Raw genomic sequence first — 22,040 nt, 5'->3', positions numbered from 1 at the left:
GTAGTATTTTGAATGATTAGTCCTGCGCCAGCAGAGCCAGCAAGCCAGCCTCGTCGAGTATGGCCACACCCAGCTCCTGGGCCTTGGCCAGCTTGCTGCCGGCATCCGAACCGGCCACGACATAGCCTGTCTTCTTCGATACAGAACCGCTGACCTTGCCACCGGCCGCCTCGATCAGCTCCGCGGCTTCGTCGCGGCTCATGTTGGGCAAGGTGCCCGTCAGGACGAAAGTCTTGCCGTCCAGTTTGCCGCCAGCGGCTGGCATTTCAGGCAATTGTGACAGTAATTCATTTCGCAGGGCGTCCAGTTGAGCAAGCAGCTTGACATTGCCCTCATCGGCCAGCCATTGCGCCAGCGATTCGGCCACGGCGGCGGGCAAGCCCGCGTGGAAGCTGGCGCCTTGCGCAGCCAGGCTGGCCAGGGTCACGCCCCGCTCCACCAGCTGCTTGCTGCGCGGCTCCGTCAGCTTCGGGATGCCGATGGCGGCCAGCAAGGTGGTTTGTTCGAGCTGCGTGCGCAGCTTGGCGCTGGGCGCGTGTTCGCCCTGGGGCGTGACACCGGCATCCAGCAAGGCCTGCAGCGCCTGCTGGTTCTTTTCTTCCGCAAAGAAGTCGGCTATCGATTCGGCCACGGTGCCGCCGATATCGGGCAGCACGCGCAGCAAGGCCGCCGGCGCTTTGCGTACATACGCCAGACTGCCCAGCCATTCGGCCAGGGTCTTGGCCGTCGACTCGCCCACGTGGCGGATGCCCAGCGCGAACAGGAACCGTTCAAGCGGCGGGCGCTTGCTCGCCTCAATGCCGACCAGCAGATTTTCCGCCCACTTGGTAGGAATCTTGCCTTGTTGCACTGTTTCAGGCGTCGAACCGTCGCGCTCGTCGGCGCGCACTTTCATTTCCAGCAGTTTATCCAGGGTCAGGCCGTACAGGTCGGCCAAGCCATGCACGTATTCCAGTTCGACCAGGGTATCGATATAACGTTCGCCCAGGCCTTCGATATCCATCATGCGGCGGCCCGCAAAATGGCGGAACGCTTCCTTGCGCTGCGCCGAGCAGAACAGGCCACCCGAGCAGCGGGCAATCGCCTCGCCCTCTTCACGCACCACGTGCGAGCCACAGACGGGGCACGTTTCCCGCATCTTGAACGGCAGCGGCGCCGGTTCCGGGCGTTTTTCCAGCACCACGCTCAGCACTTCGGGAATCACGTCGCCGGCGCGGCGCACGATGACTGTGTCGCCCACGCGCACATCCTTGCGCAGCACTTCGTCTTCATTGTGCAAGGTGGCGTTGGTCACCGTCACGCCGCCCACGGACACGGGCGCCAGGCGCGCCACGGGTGTCATGGCTCCCGTGCGGCCCACCTGGATATCGATGCCCAGCACCTGCGTCAGCGCTTCCTCGGCGGGGAACTTGTGCGCCAGCGCAAAACGGGGCGCGCGCGACACAAAGCCCAGTTCCTGCTGGTCTTCCGTCGCATTCACCTTGTAGACGACGCCGTCGATTTCGTAGGGCAAGACGGGCCGGCGCGCGCCGATATCGGCGTAATATGCCAGCAAGCCCTGCGCGCCCTGCACTACCTTGCGCTCCTTCGACACGGGGATGCCCAGCGTTTCGTACCAGTCCAGCAAGGCCGAATGCGACATCGGCATGGCGGCACCATCGAGGGCGCCGATGCCGTAGGCATAGAAACGCAGCTTGCGCTGCGCCGTGATGCGCGAATCGAGCTGACGCAGGCTGCCAGCGGCCGCATTGCGCGGGTTGGCGAATTCCTTCTGCCCCGCTTCGCGCTGGCGTTCGTTCAAACGGGCAAAATCGGCCTTGAACATCATCACTTCGCCGCGCACGTCGAGCACGGCCGGAATCCTGTCGCCATGCAGGCGCAGCGGGATGCCGGAAATGGTGCGGATATTCGCCGTCACGTCTTCGCCCGTGGCGCCGTCGCCGCGCGTGGCCGCCTGCACGAACAGGCCGTTTTCATAGCGCAGGTTGATGGCCAGGCCGTCGAATTTCACTTCGGCCGCGTAGTCGACTTCCGCACCGTCAAGGTCCAGGCCTTCGCGCACGCGGCGGTCGAAATTGACGATATCGTCATCGGTGAAACCATTATTCAGCGACAGCATCGGCACCGTGTGCGTGACTTGCTCGAATTGCGGCAAGGGCGCCGCGCCCACGCGCAAGGTGGGCGAATCGGGCGTGCGCAATTCGGGATGGGCTGCTTCCAGCGCCTGCAGTTCGACAAACAGCTTGTCGTATTCGGCGTCGGGAATGGTGGGATTGTCGAGCACGTGGTAGGCGTGCAGATGCCGATTGAGTTCGGCCGTGAGTGCCAGGACGCGCTGGGCGGCATTCCGCTGGGTGGCGTCCTGGTTGATCGGATCAGTCATTGTTGCGGGATTCTTCAGCTAAATAAACGCAGGGCGCGGGTGGAGCCGGCCGGAATGTCGGCCGCGTCCATTTCCTGGTAAAACTCTTGCACCTGGCCGGCGATCTCGGCCAGCGCCGCATCGGACAAGGCCTGGTTGTAATCATCGACGATGGTCGCGTCCAGGCGGCCCACCAGTGCCTTGGCGCAGGCGACCATGGCGCCGAAGCCGTCGCGTGCAGGCGCCACGCATGGCACATCCAGCAACAGGGTCAGGCGTGGCGTCGTTTCTTCGGCCAGGGTGACATTCGTCGACAGCGAGAACAGATAACCGCCATCGCCGTCCGGCATGACGAAACGGCCATCAGGACGCACGTCAAAGCCCTGTTTTTCCAGCGCGAACAGCAAGGTGGAAATGGCCCATGGCGCGCCATTCGTGTGCAGGTTCACGCCCAGCTGGGCATCGTGGCCGGCAACGAAGCGGTGCAGATTGCGCGCTTCGGCCATCACTTCCATCATGTCGGGCACTTCCGGCTCGGCGCCGATCTCGTCGGCCACACCGCGCAGGCGCGTGACCAGTTCCGAGTATTCCAGTTCATTCAAGGCCGTGCTGCGGCTGGCCAGCTGCACGCCGCCCTGCATCTTGGTGTAGACACCGCCATGCGTGATCGGTTCCCAGTCGCCATTCACGTGCAAGCCGATGAAGTGCACGGGCTTGTTACCCACCAGGCGCAGGGTTTGCAGCACGGGCAGGATCTTGTCGCCGCGCACGGGCGCTTCCAGCGACAGGGGCAGCAGGCAATCGATCAGCGGGTCGACCAGGCTGGTTGCCTGTTCGCTGGCGGCGCTGACTTCCTGCTGCGCCGGCGCGGCAGGGACTGCGGGTGCAGGGTCGGCATCGGCCAGCGAAGGTTCCGCATGCACGGGCGCGTCAGGTACGGGGGCCGCTGGCGGCGCGCCGAACGATGGTTCGGCCTTGGCGGCGGGCGCCGCGTCGAAGCGCGGCTCCTGGCGCAAGACGGGTTCCTGGGTTTCCACCGCAGGGGCATCGCCCTCGCGCATCAGCACGTCGTCGTGGTCAGTGGAAAAGGCCCGTTCCACGCTTTTCTTGGCCTTGTATTCCTGCCATTTGTTATACGAGAAAACGCCGACGATAAAGACGCCGCCGGCGCCGAACAAGGTAATTTGAAGGTCTGTCATGCTGCTTGTGCCTCGGTTGCAAAATTTGCGGCGGACTCCATGTCCACCGCCACGATGCGCGATACGCCCTGCTCCTGCATCGTCACACCGATCAATTGATGGGCCATTTCCATCGCAATCTTGTTATGCGAAATGAAAAGGAATTGGGTCTGGTCGGACATGCGCTTGACCATGCGGCAGAAGCGTTCCGTGTTCGAATCGTCCAGCGGTGCATCGACTTCGTCGAGCAGGCAGAACGGCGCCGGATTCAGGCGGAACATGGAAAACACCAATGCGGTCGCGGTCAGCGCCTTCTCTCCACCCGATAACAGGTGGATGGTGGCATTTTTCTTGCCGGGAGGCTGCGCCATGACTTGTACACCGGAATCGAGAATCTCGTCGCCCGTCATGGTCAGTTTCGCCTGGCCGCCGCCGAACAGAATCGGGAACAGCTCGGAAAAGTGGTGGTTGACCTTGTCGAACGTGTCTTGCAGCAAGTCGCGCGTTTCCTTGTCGATCTTGTGGATCGCGTCTTCCAGCGTATTGATCGCTTCCGTCAGGTCGGCATTCTGGGCATCGAGGAAGTTCTTGCGCTCGGATGCCTGCGCCAGCTCGTCCAGCGCGGCCAGGTTGACGGCGCCCAGGCCCGTGATGGCATTCGTCAAACGCGTCACTTCGCCCTGCAGATACGAGGGACGCATATCCGGGTGCAATTTTTCCGTCAGGACAGCTTCATCGGCGCCCGACTCCAGCAATTGCTGGGCGAATTGCTCCTGGTTCAGGCGCGCGGCCTGTTCCTTGAGCTGCATTTCCATGATCTTGTCGCGCTGCGGCTGCAGACTGCGTTCCGATTGCGTGCGCGCATCTTCGGACAGGCGCAACTGCTGCGTGATCTGATCGAGTTCATGGCGCGCATCGGCCAGCGCCCGCTCCTGCGTCGTGCGGCGTTCGAGCAAGTCCTGCAAGCCGTCGGCCGCCGCACCGCTTTCCAGGTTGGCCAGTTCCAGTTCGCCCGCCTGCAGGCTGGCAGTCACTTGCTGGGCCTGCGTACTGGCCGTGGCGATGTTGCGGCGCAATTCCTCGATCTTCGCGCGGTGGGCTTTTTCCGCGTATTCCGTATCCTTGGCGTTTCGTTCCAGGTCGCGCAAGGCTTCGCGCGCTTCGGCCAGGCGTTGTTCCTTCTGCAGGAAGTCCGTATGGCCGTCTTCGTGCGCTTCCTGCAAGTTGCCCAGTTCCATGTCCAGCTGTTCGAATTTTTCTTCCGATTCCAGCTTGGTCTGCATCTGTTCCGCTTCCTGCGCGGCGATTTCGGCCAGGTCGGCGCCGATCTGCGTGCTGCGCTGGTTGAAACGCGCTTCCACTTCCGACAATTTGACCACGTCGAGCTGCAAGGTATGCACGGATGCCGTCAGTTGCTGGATGCGCAGGCGCAGGTCGGACAGGTTGCGCGTCAAGGCCCCCACGGCCGCGTCGGCCCGCACGGAACGGGCGCGCGCCTCTTCGGCCAGCAATTGCTGGGCGCGCAACTGTTTGCCGATATTCTCGATTTCCTGCTGGCGGCCCAGCATGCCTTCCTGCTCCGAATCAGCCGCATAGAAGCGCACGCTGGTGGCCGTGACCACGTGACCGGCACGCGTGACGAAGTAGCCGCCTGGCGGCAATTTTGCGCGTTCGGCCAGGGCTTCGGCCGCGTCTTCCACGGCGTAGGCGTTGTACAGCCAATCCTGCAGCAAGCCGCGCAAGCCCGGATCATTGAGTTTGAGCAAGTTCAGGAACGGTTTCAGACCCGCCACTTCCGGCATCGGCAGCGGCGCCACGGTGGATGGCGCATACAGGGCCAGCTTGGCCGGCGGCGCGTCGGCAAAGAATGCCTTGGCCCAGTCGATGTTCGACAGTTGCAAGGCCGACGTGCGCTCGCGCAAGATCGATTCCATGGCCGCTTCCCAGCCCGCTTCGATCTGCAGCTTTTGCCACAGGCGCGGCAAGGTGTCGAGCTCGTGCTTTTTCAGCCATGGCTGAACCTTGCCCTGGGTCTGTACCCGTTCCTGCAATTGTTTCAAGGCGGAAAGACGCGCTTCCAGCTGGGCGTTGGCGGCTGTTTCGGCATTGACCTGCGCCTGCGCCTCCATCCGTTCCTGCTCCAATTTGGGCTGCTGCTCCAGAGCTTCTTCCAGGTAGAAACCCTGTTCTTCCAGCGTTTGCTGCTTTTCTTCCAGCTGCAGTTTCAGGTTTTCCAGATGGCTGCTGTCGGGCAAACTCAGGCTGTTCTTTTCCTGCTGCAGGCGCTCGCGGCGGCTCAAGAGACTGGCCAGGATGTTCGAGGCGTTGCGCTGGTGTGCCGATTCCAGTTCCAGCTGCTGCTGGGCCTGCATGATCCGGGCGCGCGATTCCGTGCTCTTGTTTTGCGCGGCGCGCCAGGCGGCGTCCAGCTCGGGCAATTGCTCGCCCTTCTGCTCCGCCATCATTTGCGATTGCTCGACCTTGGCAGCCAGCTCTTCGAGATGAAATTCCGCCTCTTCGATCTGTTCCTGGTATTCGCCGCCTTGCTGCGTCCACTGGTCGCGCTGGGCCGTCAAGGTCGCCAGCTGCGCCTGCAGGCGGGCGCGTGATTCGATGACGAACTTGATCTGCGCTTCCAGGCTGCCGATTTCCGCATTCGTCTGGTAGAGATGGCCTTGCGCCGTGTGCAAACGGTCGCCCACGGCAAAGTGCGCCTGGCGCATCTGCTCGAGGGTCAGTTCCACATTGCGCAGCTTGGCCGTCTGCTCTTCCAGGTCCGTCTGCGCCTGTTCCACTTCGCGGAAATAGCGCGTCTGCTCGTTTTGCGCCTCGTTCTTGCGCAGCAACCACAACAGTTTTTGTTTTTCTTCCTGGTCCGCCTGCAAGGCGTGGAAACGGGTGGCCACGGCCGCCTGCGCTTCCAGCTTTTCCAGGTTGGCATTGAGTTCGCGCAAGATGTCTTCCACGCGCAGCAAATTCTCGCGCGTGTCCTGCAGGCGGTTTTCCGTCTCGCGGCGGCGTTCCTTGTATTTGGAGACGCCGGCCGCCTCTTCCAGGAAGACGCGCAATTCTTCGGGGCGCGATTCGATGATGCGCGAAATCATGCCCTGGCCGATGATGGCGTAGGCGCGCGGACCGAGGCCCGTGCCAAGGAAAATATCCTGGATGTCGCGCCGGCGCACGGGCTGGCCATTGATGTAATAGGTGGACGTGCCGTCGCGCGTCAGGGTGCGCTTGACGGCGATCTCGGCGTACTGGCCCCATTGGCCCGAGGCCTTGCCATCGTTGTTGTCGAATACCAGCTCGACCGAGGCGCGGCCGGCCGGCTTGCGGTGCGTGGAGCCATTGAAAATGACGTCCTGCATCGACTCGCCGCGCAGTTCCGACGCTTTCGATTCGCCCAGCACCCAGCGCACGGCGTCGATGATGTTCGACTTGCCGCAGCCATTCGGCCCGACCACGCCCACGAGCTGGCCTGGCACCTGGAAATTGGTGGGATCGACGAAAGACTTAAATCCCGACAACTTGATGGAAGAGAGACGCACGTGTTTTAGAGTTCCTGGCCTATGCTGGCGGTTATATTATGGGTGAACCCGGTTCATATTCACTTCAGATGCACCATCGCGGCGGCTGTCTGACCATGCACCGCAAAAAAAGTGGTTCATCATACCATTTCCTGATGCTTTTCTGGCCAAAAAACCGTGGCGCCAGGCGCCAGCCTGCCCCGCATCATGGGGCTGGGCGGCCATCCTGTGCCAGTTTCCAGTCTTCGCGGGAAAAAACACGCTCATGGCCGGACAGCACCAGGGCCAGTTTTTGCAGCCATTGCTCGGTCGGCATGGGTTCGGCCTTAAAGCTGAGCACCACCATCAGCACCAGGCTGGCCAGGGCCAGCGCATGGCTGACGGCGAAATTGACGGCGCCGCGGGCATTCCACATGAAGCCCAGCGCCAGCGCCAGGCCCAGCACGCAGCCGCTGACGGCTTCCGACACGCTGTGCGCATGGACGACCACGCGGGAAATAGCCACCAGCACGGCAAACGCCACGCCGACGAGCACGCCGGCATGGCGCCAGCGCGGTGCGGCCCGCTGCAGCAGCACATACATCAGCACGGGAAACACGGCGCCGGCGCGCATGGCGTGGCCGCTGAAACCCGTAAAATCGAGCGCGCTGCTGCCGACACCCCAGCTCATGAAGGCCAGCTTCGACAGCACCACGAGGGCCAGACCGCCGCCGTACCACAGGCTCCAGCTCAGTACCAGGCGCCACTGGCGCGAAACGAGCAGCCACAGGGCGATCGCCACGCCAGCCGGCCCCATCACGGCCATATCGGCCGCAAAAGAAATTCCATTCCACCAAGTCATCGTGCCTGCACTTATTTCATGATCAGCTTGCACTATGCCACGACTCAGTGCTGTTCCGCGCGGCTTTTGCTGTGCTGCAGCGAAGAATTACATTCGATTACAAAATTTCCACGCCAAACCATCCGCCGGGCATTGCAAGGCACGCGTCAGATATTCGTCAAGCGCTTGCCCTTGGGCGGCGCAAAGTCGCGGATCGATTCGATCATGCCCACTTCCAGCGCCTGGTCGGCCGTCAGGTGCAGGTCGGAATACGCGTGCACCTGCCACTGCTCTTCCGTCAGGTTGACGTGGCCGCGCAGGATGCGCTCGGTGCGCATGTCGTCGGCACGCAAGCCCTCGACGATGATGCTGAGCGCGTCGGGGCGCGATCCGGGCGAGGCTGTCGCATGCGACTTGTGCACCATGAAGCGGGCCGTATCGCTGGCGTGGCGGTGTCGCCCCGCCAGGAACAGGGTGACGGCGATGGATGCCACGGCGCCCGCATTGTAGGTAATGATGTCGAGCGGCAACTTGCTGAGGAAGTTGTACAGACAGATGCCATCGCTGACATAGCCGCCGTTGGACTGGATCAGGATGTGCGCGGTGGTGAGCTTGTCTTCCGTGATGTCGGCCACGGCGTTGAAGACGCGCCGCACCATGTCACTGTTGACGTCGCCCGAGAGGGTAAAGTAACCGTGCTGCTCGGTGTTGTTTTGCGTCTCGCTTTGTGTAGTGTTCATGGCAGGCACCCGCAAGAAAGCCAGGATTTCATCATAGCGCATTCCCGCGCGGCCGGGCGCCCTTTTGCACCGGGCCAGCGCCCTGCCAGCCCCGCAAACCGGGGCTTTTGCTGCAATCTGGCAACGTCTTTTCAGATTGACAGAAACACCTTGCTGGCATATATTCCTTCCACTTGATCGGGAGAGGGCAAACCAGCGTTGCCGCCGAAGGGGCACTACCCAAAAACTCTCAGGCAAAAGGACCGATCAGGCGAACTGAAGCTGTTGCTTTGGCGACACGTTTCAGCTCAACTCTGGAGAGCGGCCGCGGCTATTGCCGGCGGCCCACCGAAGGGGCGCACGGGGCAAGCCCCCGTAATCTCTCAGGTACAAAGGACAGGGGGGTCAGTGATCACGCTGGAAAGCCGTGTTTGGCTATTCTATGTTTTGTTAACTCCCCTTTTACCTTCGTCCCGAGGAATCCATGACGCTCAAAGCGACCCCACTCAATAACGCCCACCGTGCCCTCGGCGCCCGCATGGTCGATTTCGGCGGCTGGGACATGCCCGTCAACTACGGCTCGCAAATCGAAGAACACAATGCCGTGCGCGGCGACGCCGGCATGTTCGACGTGTCCCATATGTGCGTGGTCGATATCGAAGGTCCGAACGTGCGCGCTTTCCTGCGCGGCTTGCTGGCCAACAACGTTGACAAGCTGCAAGTGTCGGGCAAGGCGCTGTACTCGTGCATGCTCAATGCCGAAGGTACCGTCATCGATGACTTGATCGTCTACTTCTTCAATGAAAACTGGTTCCGCCTGGTCGTCAACGCGGGCACGGCGGAAAAAGACGTGGCCTGGATGCAGCAGCAAAATACCAGCACCAACAGCGGCCTGACGATCACCCAGCGCCGCGACGGCAATGACGCCATGGCGCTGGTCGCCGTGCAAGGCCCGAACGCCCGCGCCAAGGTGTGGCAAGTGCTGCCGGAAACGCAAGCCGCCTCCGAAGCCATCAAGCCATTCAACGTCGTCATCGTCAAGGACACGGCTTTCGGCGAGGTCATGCTGGCGCGCACCGGTTACACGGGCGAAGACGGCTTTGAAATCGGCGTGGCCGCCACCCAGGTGGAAGCGCTGTGGAACGCCCTGGCAGCGGCCGGCGTCAAGCCGGCGGGCCTGGGCGCGCGCGACACCCTGCGCCTGGAAGCGGGCATGAATCTGTACGGCCAGGACATGGATGAAACCGTCAACCCGCTCGACGCGGGCCTGGCGTGGACCATCGACCTGGTCAGCGAGCGCGACTTCATCGGCAAGGCCGCCCTGCTGGCCAAAGGCCAGAACGCGCAATTCGTGGGCCTGATCCTGCGCGAGAAAGGCGGCGTGCTGCGCGCCCACCAGAAAGTCATCATCGCCGGCAGCGAAGCCACGGGCGAAATCACCAGCGGCACCTTCAGCCCGACGATGCAGGAAGCGATTGCCCTGGCGCGCGTGCCGAACGGCGTGAACGTGGGCGACACCGTGCACGTGGAAATCCGCGGCAAGCAGCTGGCCGCTTCTGTTGTCAAGCTGCCTTTCGTGCGTAACGGTAAAATCCTGGCTGCGTAAGCGTATTAGAGCCGCCCGCAAGACCGTACAACCATAATCAATAACGAACACTTACCATCTGGAGCCACACATGAACATTCCTGCAGAACTGAAGTACACCGCTTCCCACGAATGGGTACGCCTTGAAGGCGACGGCACGATCACCGTCGGCATCACCGAGTACGCGCAGGACGCCCTGGGCGACATCGTCTTCGTCGAACTGCCAACCGTGGGCAATACCTACGGCGCCGGCGACGACGCCGCCGTGGTGGAATCGGTCAAGGCAGCGAGCGACATCTACGCGCCGATCGCCGGCGAAGTCGTGGCCGTCAACGACGACGTGGTCAACTCGCCTGAATCGATCAACGCCGACGCCTACGCCAACTGGCTGTTCAAGATCAAGCCAGCCGACGTGTCGGCCCTGGACGGCTTGCTCGACGCTGCCGCCTATGGCGCCACCACCGGCGCGTAATCGCGTTTGACTCACGGGCCGCAATCGCGGCCCGTTTGCATTTTTTCTGCGCTGCGCCCGCGCGCCGCATCCCGGTTTTTCAGTCTTTTTTGGCCTCTATATCATGACCCGCACCAGCCTGACCCAACTCGAAGCACGCGATGCCTTCATCGCCCGCCACATCGGCCCTTCTGCCACCGAACAGCAAGCCATGCTGGCGACCCTCGGCTATCCATCGCGCGCCGCGCTGATCGACGCCCTGGTACCGGCCAACATCCGCAACAAGGGCGCCCTGCCCCTGGGCGCGTACTCGCAGCCGATGCCGGAACAGGAAGCCCTGTCGCGCCTGAAAGCCATCGCCGGCAAGAACCAGGTACTCAAATCCCTGATCGGCCAGGGCTACTACAACACGTTCACCCCTGGCGTCGTGTTGCGCAACATCTTTGAAAACCCGGCCTGGTACACGGCGTACACGCCTTACCAGCCAGAGATTTCACAAGGCCGCCTGGAAGCGATTTTGAACTTCCAGCAAGTGATCACGGATTTGACCGGCATGGGCATCTCGAACGCCTCGATGCTGGACGAAGGCACGGCCGCCGCCGAGGCGATGACCCTGATCCAGCGCGTGGGCAAGTCGAAGTCGAACGTGCTGTACGTCGCCAATGACGTGCTGCCGCAAACGCTGGAAGTGGTGCAGACGCGCGCCCAGCCGATCGGCATCGAAGTGCGTACCTTCGACCCGGCTGAAATCGAGTCGCTGGACGCCTGCTTCGGCGTGCTGCTGCAATACCCTGGCGTGAACGGCGTCGTGCGCGACTACCGCGCCGGCGTGGAAAAACTGCACGCGAATGGCGCCATGGTCATCGTCGCGGCCGACCTGCTGGCCCTGACCATGCTGACGCCGCCGGGCGAATGGGGCGCCGACGTCGTCGTCGGCAACAGCCAGCGCTTCGGCGTGCCGCTCGGTTTCGGCGGCCCGCACGCGGGCTATCTGTCGACACGCGATGAATTCAAGCGCAATATGTCGGGCCGCCTGGTCGGCGTGACCGTCGATGCGCAAGGCAACAAGGCATATCGCCTGGCCCTGCAAACGCGCGAACAGCATATCCGCCGCGAAAAAGCGACCTCGAACATCTGCACGGCGCAAGTGCTGCTGGCCGTGATGGCCTCGATGTACGCCGTCTACCACGGTCCTGCCGGCCTGCTGCAGATCGCCCAGCGCGTGCACCGCTACACGGGCGTGCTGGCCGCCAACCTGAAGACCCTCGGCTATGGCGTCGTCAACGCGAGCTACTTCGACACCCTGACCATCAATGTCGCCGATGCGGCGCAACTGCACGCGACGGCCATGCACCACGGCGTCAATCTGCGCAAGATCGACAATACCCACGTCGGCGTATCGCTCGATGAAACCACCACGCGCGACGATATCGCGCTGCTGTGGAAAGTGTTCGCGCACGGTCTGGCCAACGCGCCTGCCGCGCCTGACCTGGACAGCGTGGAAGCTGGCGTCACCAGCGCCCTGCCGGCGCAGCTGGCGCGCGAGAGCGCCTACCTGACCCACCCCGTCTTCAACAGCTACCACTCGGAACACGAAATGCTGCGCTACCTGCGCAGCCTGGCCGACAAGGACCTGGCGCTGGACCGCACCATGATCCCGCTCGGTTCGTGCACCATGAAGCTGAACGCGACGAGTGAAATGATTCCCGTCACCTGGCCCGAGTTCTCCAACATCCACCCGTTCGCTCCCGATGCGCAAACGGTCGGCTACCGCGAAATGATCTCGCAACTGGAAGAGATGCTGTGCGCGCTGACAGGCTACGCGGCCGTCTCGCTGCAGCCGAACGCCGGCTCGCAGGGCGAATACGCAGGTCTGCTGGTGATCAAGGCCTACCACGAATCGCGCGGCGAAGGCCACCGCAACATCTGCCTGATCCCGTCGTCGGCGCACGGCACCAACCCGGCATCGGCCAACATGGTCGGCATGCAGGTGGTCGTCACCAGCTGCGACGCCAACGGCAACGTGGACCTGGCCGACCTGAAAGCGAAAGCGGAAAAGCACAGCGCCAACCTGGCCTGCGTAATGGTCACCTACCCATCCACCCACGGCGTGTTTGAAGAAGGCATCCAGGAACTGTGCGAGATCATCCACTCGCACGGCGGCCAGGTCTACATCGACGGCGCCAACATGAACGCGCTGGTCGGCGTGGCCGCTCCCGGCTCGTTCGGCGGCGACGTGTCGCACCTGAACCTGCACAAGACCTTCTGCATCCCGCACGGCGGCGGCGGACCAGGCGTCGGCCCGATCGGCGTCGGCGCCCACCTGGCGAAATTCCTGCCGAACCAGCGTTCCTCCGGCTACCAGCGCGATGTGGCCGGCATCGGCGCCGTCAGCGCCGCGCCATTCGGCTCGGCCAGCATCCTGCCGATTTCGTGGATGTACATCGCCATGATGGGCGCGGAAGGCTTGACGGCAGCGACCGAGACGGCGATCCTGGCGGCGAACTACATCGCGCGCCGCCTGGCGCCGCACTACCCCGTGCTGTACTCGGGCCACGATGGCCTGGTCGCGCACGAGTGCATCCTGGACCTGCGTCCGATCACGGACGCCACCGGCATCAGCAACGAAGACGTGGCCAAGCGTTTGATGGACTTCGGTTTCCATGCGCCGACCATGAGCTTCCCCGTGCCGGGCACCCTGATGATCGAGCCGACGGAAAGCGAATCGAAAGTGGAAATCGACCGTTTCATCGACGCCATGATCGCCATCCGCGCGGAAATCGCCAAGGTCGCCAGCGGTGAATTCGACCACGACGACAACCCGCTGAAAAACGCGCCGCACACGGCACAGGTGCTGATGTCGGACAACTGGGAACGCAAGTACAGCCGCGAAATCGCCGCCTACCCCGTCGCTTCCCTGCGCCAGCGCAAATACTGGCCACCAGTCGGCCGCGCCGACAACGTGTACGGCGACCGCAACCTGTTCTGCGGCTGCGCTCCGATCAGCTCGTACGAAGAAGAGTAAGCGCCGGGCGCCCGCTTCCGCGGGCGTGTCGACGACAAGAAGGCAGGCCACGCGGCCTGCCTTTTTTTATGCCTGCACATCCACGTAGGTCGGATTAGCGCGCAAGCGCGTAATCCGACACATGGTTGGCGCTTGTGGCGATGTCGGATTACGCTCCGCTAATCCGACCTACAACGTGACAACGTTACAGCGCCAGCAAGGCCGCGCCCGGCAACCCCAGCACGGTGCCCAGCATCGTCAACAGCACGACATCGCGCCGCTCGCAGCGGGCGCGGTGCGAACTCCAGGCGGCAAACAGCAGTGCGACAGCGACGCCGCTGAGCGAAATACCCACTTCCGTCATGTCCGCTCTCCCCGCAGATGCGGCGCAGCCGCCATTGTTACGTTCATCATCGTCGTCATCCTTTGCCTTTATCGAGTTGACTACCTATCGGTAGGTAGTCAGTGTACAATAAAAAAGACGGCAATGTCCATGCCGTGTTTTTTGACGATACAAAGGAAGCGCAATGCAGCAGAAAACCCCTCTTCCCGCCGCCAGTCTCGGGCTGGCGGCTTCCCTGGCCCTGGTCGCCGTGCTCGGTCCGGCCGGCATCGACATGTACCTGGCTTCGATGCCCGCCATGGCGCGCGAGCTGCACACCTCGTATGCGAATGTGCAGCTGAGCCTGACCGTGTTCCTGCTGGCACTGGGCGGCGGGCAGCTGCTGTGCGGCCCGCTGACCGACATGCTGGGCCGGCGCCGTCCGCTGCTGGTCGGCATCGCCGTCTACATTCTTGCCGCCGTATGGGCGTCGCAGGCCGACCAATTGACCACCCTGCTGCTGGCGCGCACCCTGCAGGGCCTGGGCGCGGCGCTGACCCTGGTCGTCGTGATGAGCATGGTGCGCGACGTGGCCGATGGCGTGCAGGCGGCGCAGCTGTTTGCCCTCCTGATGACCATCGTGGGCCTGGCGCCCGTGCTGGCGCCGGCCGTGGGCGGCTTGCTCGACGCGCATTACGGCTGGCGCGCCGTGATGCTGGCCCTGGCCGCGCTCGGTGTCTTGACCCTGCTCAATAGCGCGCTGTTCCTGCCGGAAACGCTGCCCCGCGCCCGCCGCGTCTCGCCGCAAGGCATGCACCGCACGTATGCGCGCATCGCGCTGGACCGCGCCTTCCTGCTGCCCGCGCTGGCCCTGTCGGCCACTTTCTTTTTCCTGTTTGCCTATATCGGCGGCGCGTCGCTCGTGTACCAGCGCGACTTCGGCCTGTCCGCCAGCAGTTTCGGCCTGGTGTTCGGCGCCACGGGCGTGGCCGTGCTGCTCGGTGCGATGGCCAGCGGTCGCCTGGTGGCAAAGTATGGCGTGGCGCGGTTGAGCGTGACGGGCAGCGCGGCCATGCTGGGCGGCGCGGGACTTGCCCTGCTCGGTGCCTGGGCGGGAGCGGGCATCGCCGCCGTCGTGCCCGGCATGTTCGTGGCCCTGTTTGGCCTGGGCATCGCGGAAGCGGCGCTGATGGCCATGGCCATGGGTTCCCAGCAGCGCGCGCTCGGCTCCACGGCCGCCCTGCTGGGCGCCATCCAGATGACCTTGTCGTCGATGGCCACGCCGCTGGCGGCCAGCCTGTCCGAATGGGGGCCATTGCCCTGGCTGCTGTTCTTGACCGTGGCCGGCCTGCTGGTATCATGGCTGACCCTGGCCACTGCGCGCGGCCATCCGGTCCATGCCAGCAGCCTGGGAGCGCACTGACGCCTCACTCACACTCACCCCAATGATGAAAAAACGCTCGGCTTCGGCCGATAACATCTGTGCCGTCGCCGTCGTGCACTTTTCGGAGCACGGCTACGATGCCTCGTCCCTCAGCGACATCGCCGGGCAGGCGGGCATGCGCAAGGCTTCGCTGTATTCGCACTTCGCCGGCAAGGATGCCCTCTTCCTCGACGTCTTTGCCGATGCCCTGGCCGAAGAGCAAGCCTTCATGGATGCCTGTTTCGCCGATGAAGCGGCGCTGGTGGCCACGGCCGGCAGTGCTCTGGCCGGCTCCCTGTACTGCGACCGCATGGCGCAGCGCTATGCGGACTCGGCCCATTTGCGCTTTTTGCTGCGCACGGCGTATTTGCCGCCCGCGCCCCTGCGCATCGAAGTCGGCACGGGCTACGAAGCCTTGCTGGCGCAGTTGCAGCAGCACTACGTGGCCAGCCTGGGCCGACTGGCACCCGCCTTGGCGCCGCAACGCGTCGACCTGTATGCGCAAGCCTACCTGGGCATTGTCGACAGCCTGCACGTGGAACTGATCTACGCGGGCGGCGCCGCGCTGCAGCAGCGCCACGCGGCCTTGTGGCAGATATTGTCCGATTCGCTGGCGATGGCGGCGCAATCGGCCTGACGCGGTATCGGCGACAGCCACACTGTGAAAGGAGCGGGAAGTTTTTGGCAAGGCACACCACGCCCAACATAGGTCAGGCGTATGCGTGCACCAGTAGAAAGCCAGCAAGCGGAACGGCGACAAAAAGCACCACGACGCCAAGGCATCCTGATTTGGATCCGGATATGGGAGCTGCAGGAGAAGTGCCGCGCTCTCGTGGCGTCCTGGCATGAACCCATTTCATATGACAGGACTGGCAAAAGAATGTGGTTTTGTTGTTGCGCCAGGCGGCTATGGTTCGATCGGTGTGGCGTACAAGCGTGCCGCAACGGGCACATTCGAAATGTGTTTCTTTGGGCAGTTTTTTAGAAAAATGCTTGCCGACAAAGAACATGACAACAAGCCCGGCTATTACCGCCCCAACGATCAATTCCATAGACAATGCTTTTCTGTATATGCATGGTATTTACCATGGCTATTGCCAGCCAATCAGCGTACCCGAGCATAACGGATTGCCAAGCGAAAAAAATCACGCATTCTCACATCTACGCCAATGGCGCTGCCAGCCAGAACAGAGGCCCCCGAGGGCATCTCCGCCCGCATTCTTTGCATCAACCTTTATTATTTAACATCGAACGTTCGTATTTGCTCACAACGACATTACACTTTGGAAACCTAAGATTTCTTCAGTTGACACTCTTGCAGCACATCCATAAGATGCCCTCATTATTCATTTACGGAGTCCCACGTGGGTACTTGTTCTAGTGACAGTAGCCGATCTTATATCGGTGATTGCCTCGGCAGCTAAACAGCAAGCAACGCGGAATTCCGTTTTCTCCGTGCCTTGCTGAGCAAGGTGCGGCGTCTCGCGCGGCCAGTACGGCTGCGCGCCTCTCCCCCTCTTTCCGATCGCGACCGGCTACTGACCCGGATTGCCCGCCAGCGCCATGCCTCGCCATGTTGCGTTGGCGGCACGCAAGTCTTGCCTGCGGCTGCGCCGCCCGTCAACACCTCGTCGTGAAAGGAAGAGCCATGAATCTCTTCACCCGCTTATTCGAATCGTTCCTGCGCAAGCGCCATACGGCCGGCCACTTCCGCCGGCGCGCCATGCCACTGGAAAACAGCACGGCCCGCCCAGTGCCCGACCACCTGGCGCGCCAGCTGCTGGCTGCCGCCCATGAAGACCTCGATAGCGCCCTGAACCGCCTGCACACGCGCCTGGAAGGCTTGCGCGATGCCGAGGCGCAAGTCATCGGCGCGCAAACGGGCCCCAATGAAGTCGAGCATGAAAAACCGCTGGCCTGGTACCAGCACCTGTGGCTGTGCTACAAGAATCCGTTCAACCTGCTGCTGACCGTGCTGGCCATCGTGTCCTACCTGACGGAAGACCCGAAAGCCACCATCGTCATCGGCACCATGGTGATCTTGTCGACCCTGCTGCGCTTCGTGCAGGAAGGCCGCTCGAACCGGGCCGCCGAGCGCCTGAAAGCCATGGTCAGCAATACGGCCACCGTGCTGCGCAACGGCCAGCAGATCGAGCTGCCTATCCGTCAGCTGGTGCAGGGCGACCTCATCGTACTGTCGGCCGGCGACATGATTCCCGCCGACTGCCGCCTGCTTTCCGCGAAAGACCTGTTCGTCAGCCAGGCCGCCATGACGGGTGAATCCTTGCCGGTGGAAAAAATGGCCGAGCTGTCCGACAGCGCAGGCCGAGATCCCATGGAACTGGCCAATCTGCTGTTCATGGGCACCAACGTGATCTCCGGCGCCGCCACGGCGCTGGTGCTGGCCACAGGCAACCGCACCTATTTCGGCACCATCGCCACGCGCGTGACGGCCACCGAGCGTACGCCGACGGCCTTCGAGGCGGGCGTCAACAGCGTCAGCTGGCTGCTGATCCGCTTCGCCCTCGTGATGGCGCCGCTCGTGTTCCTCATCAATGGCTGGACCAAGGGCGACTGGATGGAAGCGTTCCTGTTTGCCCTGTCCGTCGCCGTCGGCCTGACGCCGGAAATGCTGCCCATGATCGTCACCAGCACTCTGGCCAAGGGCGCCGTGAAACTGTCGAAAAAGAAAGTCGTCGTGAAACGCCTGGACGCCATCCAGAACTTCGGCGCCATGGACGTGCTGTGCACGGACAAGACGGGCACCTTGACGCAGGACAAGATCGTGCTCGAGCGCCACACGGACGTGTTCGGCCAGCCCTCCGACGAAGTGCTGCAATTCGCTTATCTGAACAGCCACTATCAGACGGGCCTCAAAAACCTGCTCGATCGGGCCGTCCTGGACCATGTTGAGCTGCAGACGGAAATGCAGCTGGCCCGCGATTACGTGAAAGTCGATGAAATCCCGTTCGATTTCGTGCGCCGCCGCATGTCCGTCGTCGTTTCCGAAAAAAACGACCACCATGAGCTGATCTGCAAGGGCGCCGTCGAGGAAATCCTCGCCGCCTGCAGCCATCTGCGCCTGGGCGGCGTGAATATTCCCCTCGATGCGGCCCTGCTGGCCAAGGTGCTGGAAACCACGCATGGCCTGAACGCGGAAGGTTTGCGCGTGGTGGCCGTGGCCGTCAAGGAAGTGCCGCCCCACAAAACCGTGTACGGCGTGGCCGATGAAACGGCGCTGACCCTGATCGGCTATGTGGCCTTCCTCGATCCGCCGAAGGAATCGACGGCACCGGCCCTGCGCGCGCTGGCGGAACACGGCGTGACGGTAAAGGTCTTGACGGGCGACAATCACCTGGTGACGGCGAAGATTTGCCGCGAAGTGGGCCTGGCCGTGCACGGCGTGCTGCAAGGCCCGCAGCTGGACGACATGGACGACGCCACCCTGGCCAGGGCAGCGGAAGAGAATACCGTGTTTGCCAAGCTCAGCCCGCTGCACAAGGAGCGCCTCGTGCGTGCCCTGCGCGGCAATGGTCACATCGTCGGCTTCATGGGCGACGGCATCAACGACGCGCCCGCCCTGCGCGCGGCCGACATCGGCATTTCCGTCGATTCCGCCGTCGATATCGCCAAGGAAGCGGCCGACATCATCCTGCTGGAAAAGAGCCTGATGGTGCTGGAAGAAGGCGTGCTGGAAGGCCGGCGCACCTTCAGCAACATGCTGAAATACATCCGCATGACAGCCAGCTCGAATTTCGGCAATGTGTTTTCCGTGCTGGTGGCCAGCGCCTTTTTGCCGTTCTTGCCCATGCTGCCGCTGCACTTGCTGGTGCAGAACCTGCTGTATGACGTGTCGCAGATCGCCATTCCCTTCGACAATGTCGACGCCGAACTGATCCAGCAGCCGCTGAGCTGGAATCCGCGCGACATCGGCCGCTTCATGGTCTTTTTCGGCCCGATCAGCTCGATCTTCGACATCAGCACGTTTATCTTGATGTGGCATGTGTTTGGCGCGAATACGCCAGAGCAGCAAACCCTGTTCCAGTCCGGCTGGTTCGTCGTGGGGCTGTTGACCCAAACCCTGATCGTGCACTTGATCCGCACGCCCAAGCTGCCGTTCATCGACAGCATCGCGTCCGTGCCCCTGCTGGTGGCCACCACCGCCATCATGGCCGTGGGCGTGTTCCTGCCGATGGGTCCGCTGGCGACCTACTTCAAGCTGCAGGCCTTGCCGTTGGGCTACTTCCCCTGGCTGCTGGGCATCCTCGTCTGCTACACGGTGCTGACGACGTTCATGAAACGCGTGTATCTGCGCAAATTCGGCTGGCAATAGTATGATGAGCCGCTCTTCCACCCACACAAGGCACGCATGAGCGGCTCCCCTCCTTCCAAGCGTAATCTCGCCCTGCTGCTGTCGGCCCTGGTTTTTCCCGGCAGCGGGCATTTCGTATTGCAACGCAAGGCACGCGGCTGCCTCTTCCTCGTACCGGCCCTGGTCGCGCTGGTGATCGTCGTGCGCCAGATCATGGCACGTTTGGACCAGATAATGGCACAGATCGACAGCGGTGCCCTGCCCTTCGACGTGCAGCTGATCGTGGAAAAAGTCGATGCCCTGTCCGCCAATGACGGCCCCGCCATGACGGTGGCCGTGGGCGTGCTGGTGCTATGCTGGATTGGCAGCCTGGTCGATACCGTGCTGTTGAAACCGTGAAGTAGCGTCAAATGAGCGTCAAACCACATCGTCCTTGATGCGGCGCGACTTCGGTCCGCGCACGGCGGCGATGCGCGCCTCGCTGCGCTCCTGCACGCGGCCGCTGAACCAGCCCTGCACATCCGCGCCAAAGCCGGCCGGCGCGACACTGCCAAAACCTTGCGCCAGGTCAAGCAAGGTGGTCTTGCCCAGTTCGGCGCGCATGCTTTTCTCGGCGCGCAGCATGAGGGCATGGATGCCGCACACGCCGCTGGTCATCCAGCCCGGCGGCTCGCCTTCGTACAGGGTGCAGCGGCTGCGGATCTGCTGGCAATCGAACAGGGGTTTCGGGCCTTCGATGGCATCCACCACGTCGAGCACGCTGATGTCGCCGGGCGGGCGCGCCAGCTGATAACCGCCGCGTATGCCTTCCGACGCGGTCACGATGCCCGCCTTCTCCAGCTTGGGAAAGATTTTCGCCAGGAAGGAGACGGAAATACCCTGCAACTCCGCCAGGTCGCGGCTGCTGGCAGGCTCGGCAAGCGGCTGTGCCAGATATAGCAGGCAATGCAAGCCATACTCGGTGCCGCTTCCATAATGTGCCATGATGCCATTCCTCCGTTGCAAAACGGGGACTGTAGCACTCCCCGTTTGCAGCCGCAAGGCTACAGCGACAGCTCGAACGCCGGATCGGCGGCGGCCAGCGCCGCGGCACTATCGGCAGGCGGATAAATCACACGGCCATTGATGGCCACCTTCATGGCCTTGCCCTCGCTGCCCGTCAGCCACACCTTGCGCTCCCAGCCCTGCGTCACGACCGCCCCCCATGCTCCCAGGTCCAGGCAGGTCACATAATAGGGTTGGCGGTAGGGCCGCGTGGCCAGTCCCAGCAGGTCAGCCACGGCATTGTCGCCCGAGGAGCGGCCAAGGAACATGGCGTGCTGGCAGCTCATCAGCGTGTGATTGCCTTCGTCATCCGTGGCGGCAACGGCGGCGTCGCCCGTGGCAAAGACCTTGCCGGCGCCAGGCACGCGCAAATCATGCGCCACCCGCAGGCGTCCCGCGGCGTCTTTCTCACCGGGAACCTGCGCCGTCAACGCACTGGCCCGTACGCCCGCCGTCCACACCACGGTGTGCGCTTCGATGCGCTCGCCATCGGCCGTCGTCAATCCATCCGCGTCGATGGCGGCCACCGCCGAACCGAGCCGGCATTCCACGCCCAGCTCCGCCAGCGCCTGCTCGATCACGGGGCGCGGTCCCGGCCCCAGATCCGGGCCGATATCGGGCGCCCGCTCGACGATGATCACCTTGATATCGGCATCTTCGCCCAGGATGGCGCGCAGACGGGCCGGCAGCTCGGCCGCCAGCTCGATGCCCGTGAAGCCGCCGCCGGCCACCACGACGGTATTGCGCGCGGCAGATGCGGGCCGGGCGGCCAGCGCATGCAGGTGCGCATCGAGCGCCACCGCGTCGTCGCGCTGGTCGGTGCTGAAGGCAAATTCTTGCAGACCCGGAATATTCGGCCGGAACAGGCTGCTACCGGCCGCCAGCACCAGGCGATCGTAGGCCAGGGTCGAACGGCTGCCGTCGGCAGCGACGATGTCGACTTCGTCGCTGTCGCTGCGAATGGCATCGACCTTGCCGGCGATGAAGCGCACGCCCGTCTCGTCAAACAGTTGCTGCAACGGCGCCACCATGCTGGCGGGTGCCGGTTCGTACAGGCGGGGGCGCATCGTCAGCATGGCTTCCGGCGCCACCAGCGCCACTTCGATCTCGCCTGCGGCAATGTTTTCCAGCCTTAGGCGACGCACGGCTGCCAGGGCACTCCACAATCCGGCAAAGCCGGCACCAATGATCAATACGCGCTGTGTCATGTTTTTCTCCTTGATTTGATAACGCAGACTATATCACTCCGCGTTATGAGTTGCAAGCTGGCCCGCCAAAATCGCAACAGCCCGCCTT

Annotated in this window: 16 protein-coding genes and 2 riboswitches; of the genes, 8 read left to right on the top strand and 8 right to left on the bottom strand. The window is 63.1% G+C overall.

Annotated features, from left to right (window positions below):
- Positions 1-16: 16 nt before the first annotated feature.
- The 5 genes from ligA to JAB1_RS06765 form a co-directional block, all read right to left on the bottom strand.
- Positions 17-2,383, bottom strand: coding sequence for an NAD-dependent DNA ligase LigA (gene ligA / locus JAB1_RS06785; protein ID WP_070279248.1), 2,367 nt, complete (start codon positions 2,381-2,383; stop codon positions 17-19).
- Positions 2,384-2,397: 14 nt separating this feature from the next.
- On the bottom strand, positions 2,398-3,561 hold the full coding sequence (locus JAB1_RS06780) for a cell division protein ZipA C-terminal FtsZ-binding domain-containing protein (protein WP_070279247.1): 1,164 nt from the start codon (positions 3,559-3,561) through the stop codon (positions 2,398-2,400).
- Positions 3,558-7,085 (bottom strand): chromosome segregation protein SMC, encoded by a 3,528-nt coding sequence (gene smc, locus JAB1_RS06775; protein WP_034784164.1) that lies wholly within the window; start codon positions 7,083-7,085, stop codon positions 3,558-3,560. The genes JAB1_RS06780 and smc overlap by 4 nt, the downstream gene beginning before the upstream one ends.
- 184 nt (positions 7,086-7,269) lie before the next feature.
- Positions 7,270-7,905 (bottom strand): phosphatase PAP2 family protein, encoded by a 636-nt coding sequence (locus JAB1_RS06770; protein ID WP_225317295.1) that lies wholly within the window; start codon positions 7,903-7,905, stop codon positions 7,270-7,272.
- 146 nt (positions 7,906-8,051) lie between these two features.
- Positions 8,052-8,624: an ATP-dependent Clp protease proteolytic subunit gene (locus JAB1_RS06765; RefSeq protein ID WP_070257426.1), complete on the bottom strand. Its 573-nt coding sequence runs from the start codon at positions 8,622-8,624 to the stop codon at positions 8,052-8,054.
- A gap of 168 nt (positions 8,625-8,792) precedes the next feature.
- A riboswitch (glycine riboswitch) is annotated at positions 8,793-8,879 on the top strand.
- A gap of 28 nt (positions 8,880-8,907) precedes the next feature.
- Positions 8,908-9,013, top strand: a riboswitch (glycine riboswitch).
- Positions 9,014-9,087: 74 nt separating this feature from the next.
- Between JAB1_RS06765 and gcvT the strand changes: the two genes are divergently transcribed.
- The 3 genes from gcvT to gcvP all read left to right on the top strand — a co-directional run bounded on the left by gcvT (position 9,088) and on the right by gcvP (position 13,664).
- Entirely contained in the window at positions 9,088-10,209 is a 1,122-nt protein-coding gene (gene gcvT, locus JAB1_RS06760) for a glycine cleavage system aminomethyltransferase GcvT (RefSeq protein ID WP_070279245.1), read from the top strand.
- A 70-nt stretch (positions 10,210-10,279) separates the two neighbouring features.
- Positions 10,280-10,660, top strand: coding sequence for a glycine cleavage system protein GcvH (gcvH, locus tag JAB1_RS06755; RefSeq protein ID WP_034784168.1), 381 nt, complete (start codon positions 10,280-10,282; stop codon positions 10,658-10,660).
- Between the two features lie 103 nt (positions 10,661-10,763).
- Complete coding sequence (gcvP, locus tag JAB1_RS06750; RefSeq protein ID WP_070279244.1) at positions 10,764-13,664, top strand: aminomethyl-transferring glycine dehydrogenase; 2,901 nt, start codon at positions 10,764-10,766, stop codon at positions 13,662-13,664.
- A gap of 184 nt (positions 13,665-13,848) precedes the next feature.
- Here the strand turns inward: gcvP and JAB1_RS29825 are convergent, their stop codons facing one another.
- Positions 13,849-14,007 carry a hypothetical protein gene (locus JAB1_RS29825; protein ID WP_161789584.1) on the bottom strand — a complete coding sequence of 53 codons (159 nt, stop codon included), beginning with the start codon at positions 14,005-14,007 and terminating at the stop codon, positions 13,849-13,851.
- A 163-nt stretch (positions 14,008-14,170) separates the two neighbouring features.
- On the opposite strand from JAB1_RS29825, the gene JAB1_RS06745 reads away from it, so the two are divergent.
- The 5 genes from JAB1_RS06745 to JAB1_RS06730 all read left to right on the top strand — a co-directional run bounded on the left by JAB1_RS06745 (position 14,171) and on the right by JAB1_RS06730 (position 20,099).
- On the top strand, positions 14,171-15,388 hold the full coding sequence (locus JAB1_RS06745; protein WP_070279243.1) for a Bcr/CflA family efflux MFS transporter: 1,218 nt from the start codon (positions 14,171-14,173) through the stop codon (positions 15,386-15,388).
- Positions 15,389-15,410: 22 nt separating this feature from the next.
- Positions 15,411-16,025: a TetR/AcrR family transcriptional regulator gene (locus tag JAB1_RS06740; protein ID WP_083299592.1), complete on the top strand. Its 615-nt coding sequence runs from the start codon at positions 15,411-15,413 to the stop codon at positions 16,023-16,025.
- 208 nt (positions 16,026-16,233) lie between these two features.
- Positions 16,234-16,512 (top strand): hypothetical protein, encoded by a 279-nt coding sequence (locus tag JAB1_RS29385; RefSeq protein ID WP_139144442.1) that lies wholly within the window; start codon positions 16,234-16,236, stop codon positions 16,510-16,512.
- A gap of 524 nt (positions 16,513-17,036) precedes the next feature.
- Positions 17,037-19,721 carry a magnesium-translocating P-type ATPase gene (gene mgtA / locus JAB1_RS06735; protein WP_070279242.1) on the top strand — a complete coding sequence of 895 codons (2,685 nt, stop codon included), beginning with the start codon at positions 17,037-17,039 and terminating at the stop codon, positions 19,719-19,721.
- A gap of 36 nt (positions 19,722-19,757) precedes the next feature.
- A complete protein-coding gene (locus JAB1_RS06730; RefSeq protein WP_070279241.1) occupies positions 19,758-20,099 on the top strand; it encodes a hypothetical protein in 342 nt (113 codons plus the stop codon).
- An 18-nt stretch (positions 20,100-20,117) separates the two neighbouring features.
- Here the strand turns inward: JAB1_RS06730 and JAB1_RS06725 are convergent, their stop codons facing one another.
- Both JAB1_RS06725 and JAB1_RS06720 read right to left on the bottom strand, forming a co-directional pair.
- A complete protein-coding gene (locus JAB1_RS06725) occupies positions 20,118-20,684 on the bottom strand; it encodes an Rrf2 family transcriptional regulator (protein ID WP_070257404.1) in 567 nt (188 codons plus the stop codon).
- 59 nt (positions 20,685-20,743) lie between these two features.
- The gene (locus JAB1_RS06720) at positions 20,744-21,952 is read right to left on the bottom strand and encodes an NAD(P)/FAD-dependent oxidoreductase (RefSeq protein WP_070279240.1); all 1,209 of its coding nucleotides are present in this window, start codon (positions 21,950-21,952) and stop codon (positions 20,744-20,746) included.
- Positions 21,953-22,040 lie beyond the last annotated feature (88 nt).

This window comes from Janthinobacterium sp. MP5059B (assembly GCF_001758645.1).
GTDB lineage: Bacteria > Pseudomonadota > Gammaproteobacteria > Burkholderiales > Burkholderiaceae_D > Janthinobacterium > Janthinobacterium lividum.
Note: the sequence above shows the minus strand (reverse complement) of the source record. Positions and strands in the feature narration are given on the sequence as shown.

Excerpts from the sequence above, each read along its gene's own strand:
- mgtA (WP_070279242.1), top strand. The coding sequence starts at position 17,037 with ATGAATCTCTTCACCCGCTTATTCGAATCGTTCCTGCGCAAGCGCCAT.
- ligA (WP_070279248.1), bottom strand. The coding sequence starts at position 2,383 with ATGACTGATCCGATCAACCAGGACGCCACCCAGCGGAATGCCGCCCAG.
- JAB1_RS06730 (WP_070279241.1), top strand. The coding sequence starts at position 19,758 with ATGAGCGGCTCCCCTCCTTCCAAGCGTAATCTCGCCCTGCTGCTGTCG.
- JAB1_RS06765 (WP_070257426.1), bottom strand. The coding sequence starts at position 8,624 with ATGAACACTACACAAAGCGAGACGCAAAACAACACCGAGCAGCACGGT.
- JAB1_RS06725 (WP_070257404.1), bottom strand. The coding sequence starts at position 20,684 with ATGGCACATTATGGAAGCGGCACCGAGTATGGCTTGCATTGCCTGCTA.
- JAB1_RS06720 (WP_070279240.1), bottom strand. The coding sequence starts at position 21,952 with ATGACACAGCGCGTATTGATCATTGGTGCCGGCTTTGCCGGATTGTGG.
- JAB1_RS29825 (WP_161789584.1), bottom strand. The coding sequence starts at position 14,007 with ATGACGGAAGTGGGTATTTCGCTCAGCGGCGTCGCTGTCGCACTGCTG.
- JAB1_RS06770 (WP_225317295.1), bottom strand. The coding sequence starts at position 7,905 with ATGACTTGGTGGAATGGAATTTCTTTTGCGGCCGATATGGCCGTGATG.
- gcvP (WP_070279244.1), top strand. The coding sequence starts at position 10,764 with ATGACCCGCACCAGCCTGACCCAACTCGAAGCACGCGATGCCTTCATC.
- JAB1_RS29385 (WP_139144442.1), top strand. The coding sequence starts at position 16,234 with ATGAACCCATTTCATATGACAGGACTGGCAAAAGAATGTGGTTTTGTT.
- JAB1_RS06780 (WP_070279247.1), bottom strand. The coding sequence starts at position 3,561 with ATGACAGACCTTCAAATTACCTTGTTCGGCGCCGGCGGCGTCTTTATC.
- gcvT (WP_070279245.1), top strand. The coding sequence starts at position 9,088 with ATGACGCTCAAAGCGACCCCACTCAATAACGCCCACCGTGCCCTCGGC.
- JAB1_RS06740 (WP_083299592.1), top strand. The coding sequence starts at position 15,411 with ATGATGAAAAAACGCTCGGCTTCGGCCGATAACATCTGTGCCGTCGCC.
- gcvH (WP_034784168.1), top strand. The coding sequence starts at position 10,280 with ATGAACATTCCTGCAGAACTGAAGTACACCGCTTCCCACGAATGGGTA.
- JAB1_RS06745 (WP_070279243.1), top strand. The coding sequence starts at position 14,171 with ATGCAGCAGAAAACCCCTCTTCCCGCCGCCAGTCTCGGGCTGGCGGCT.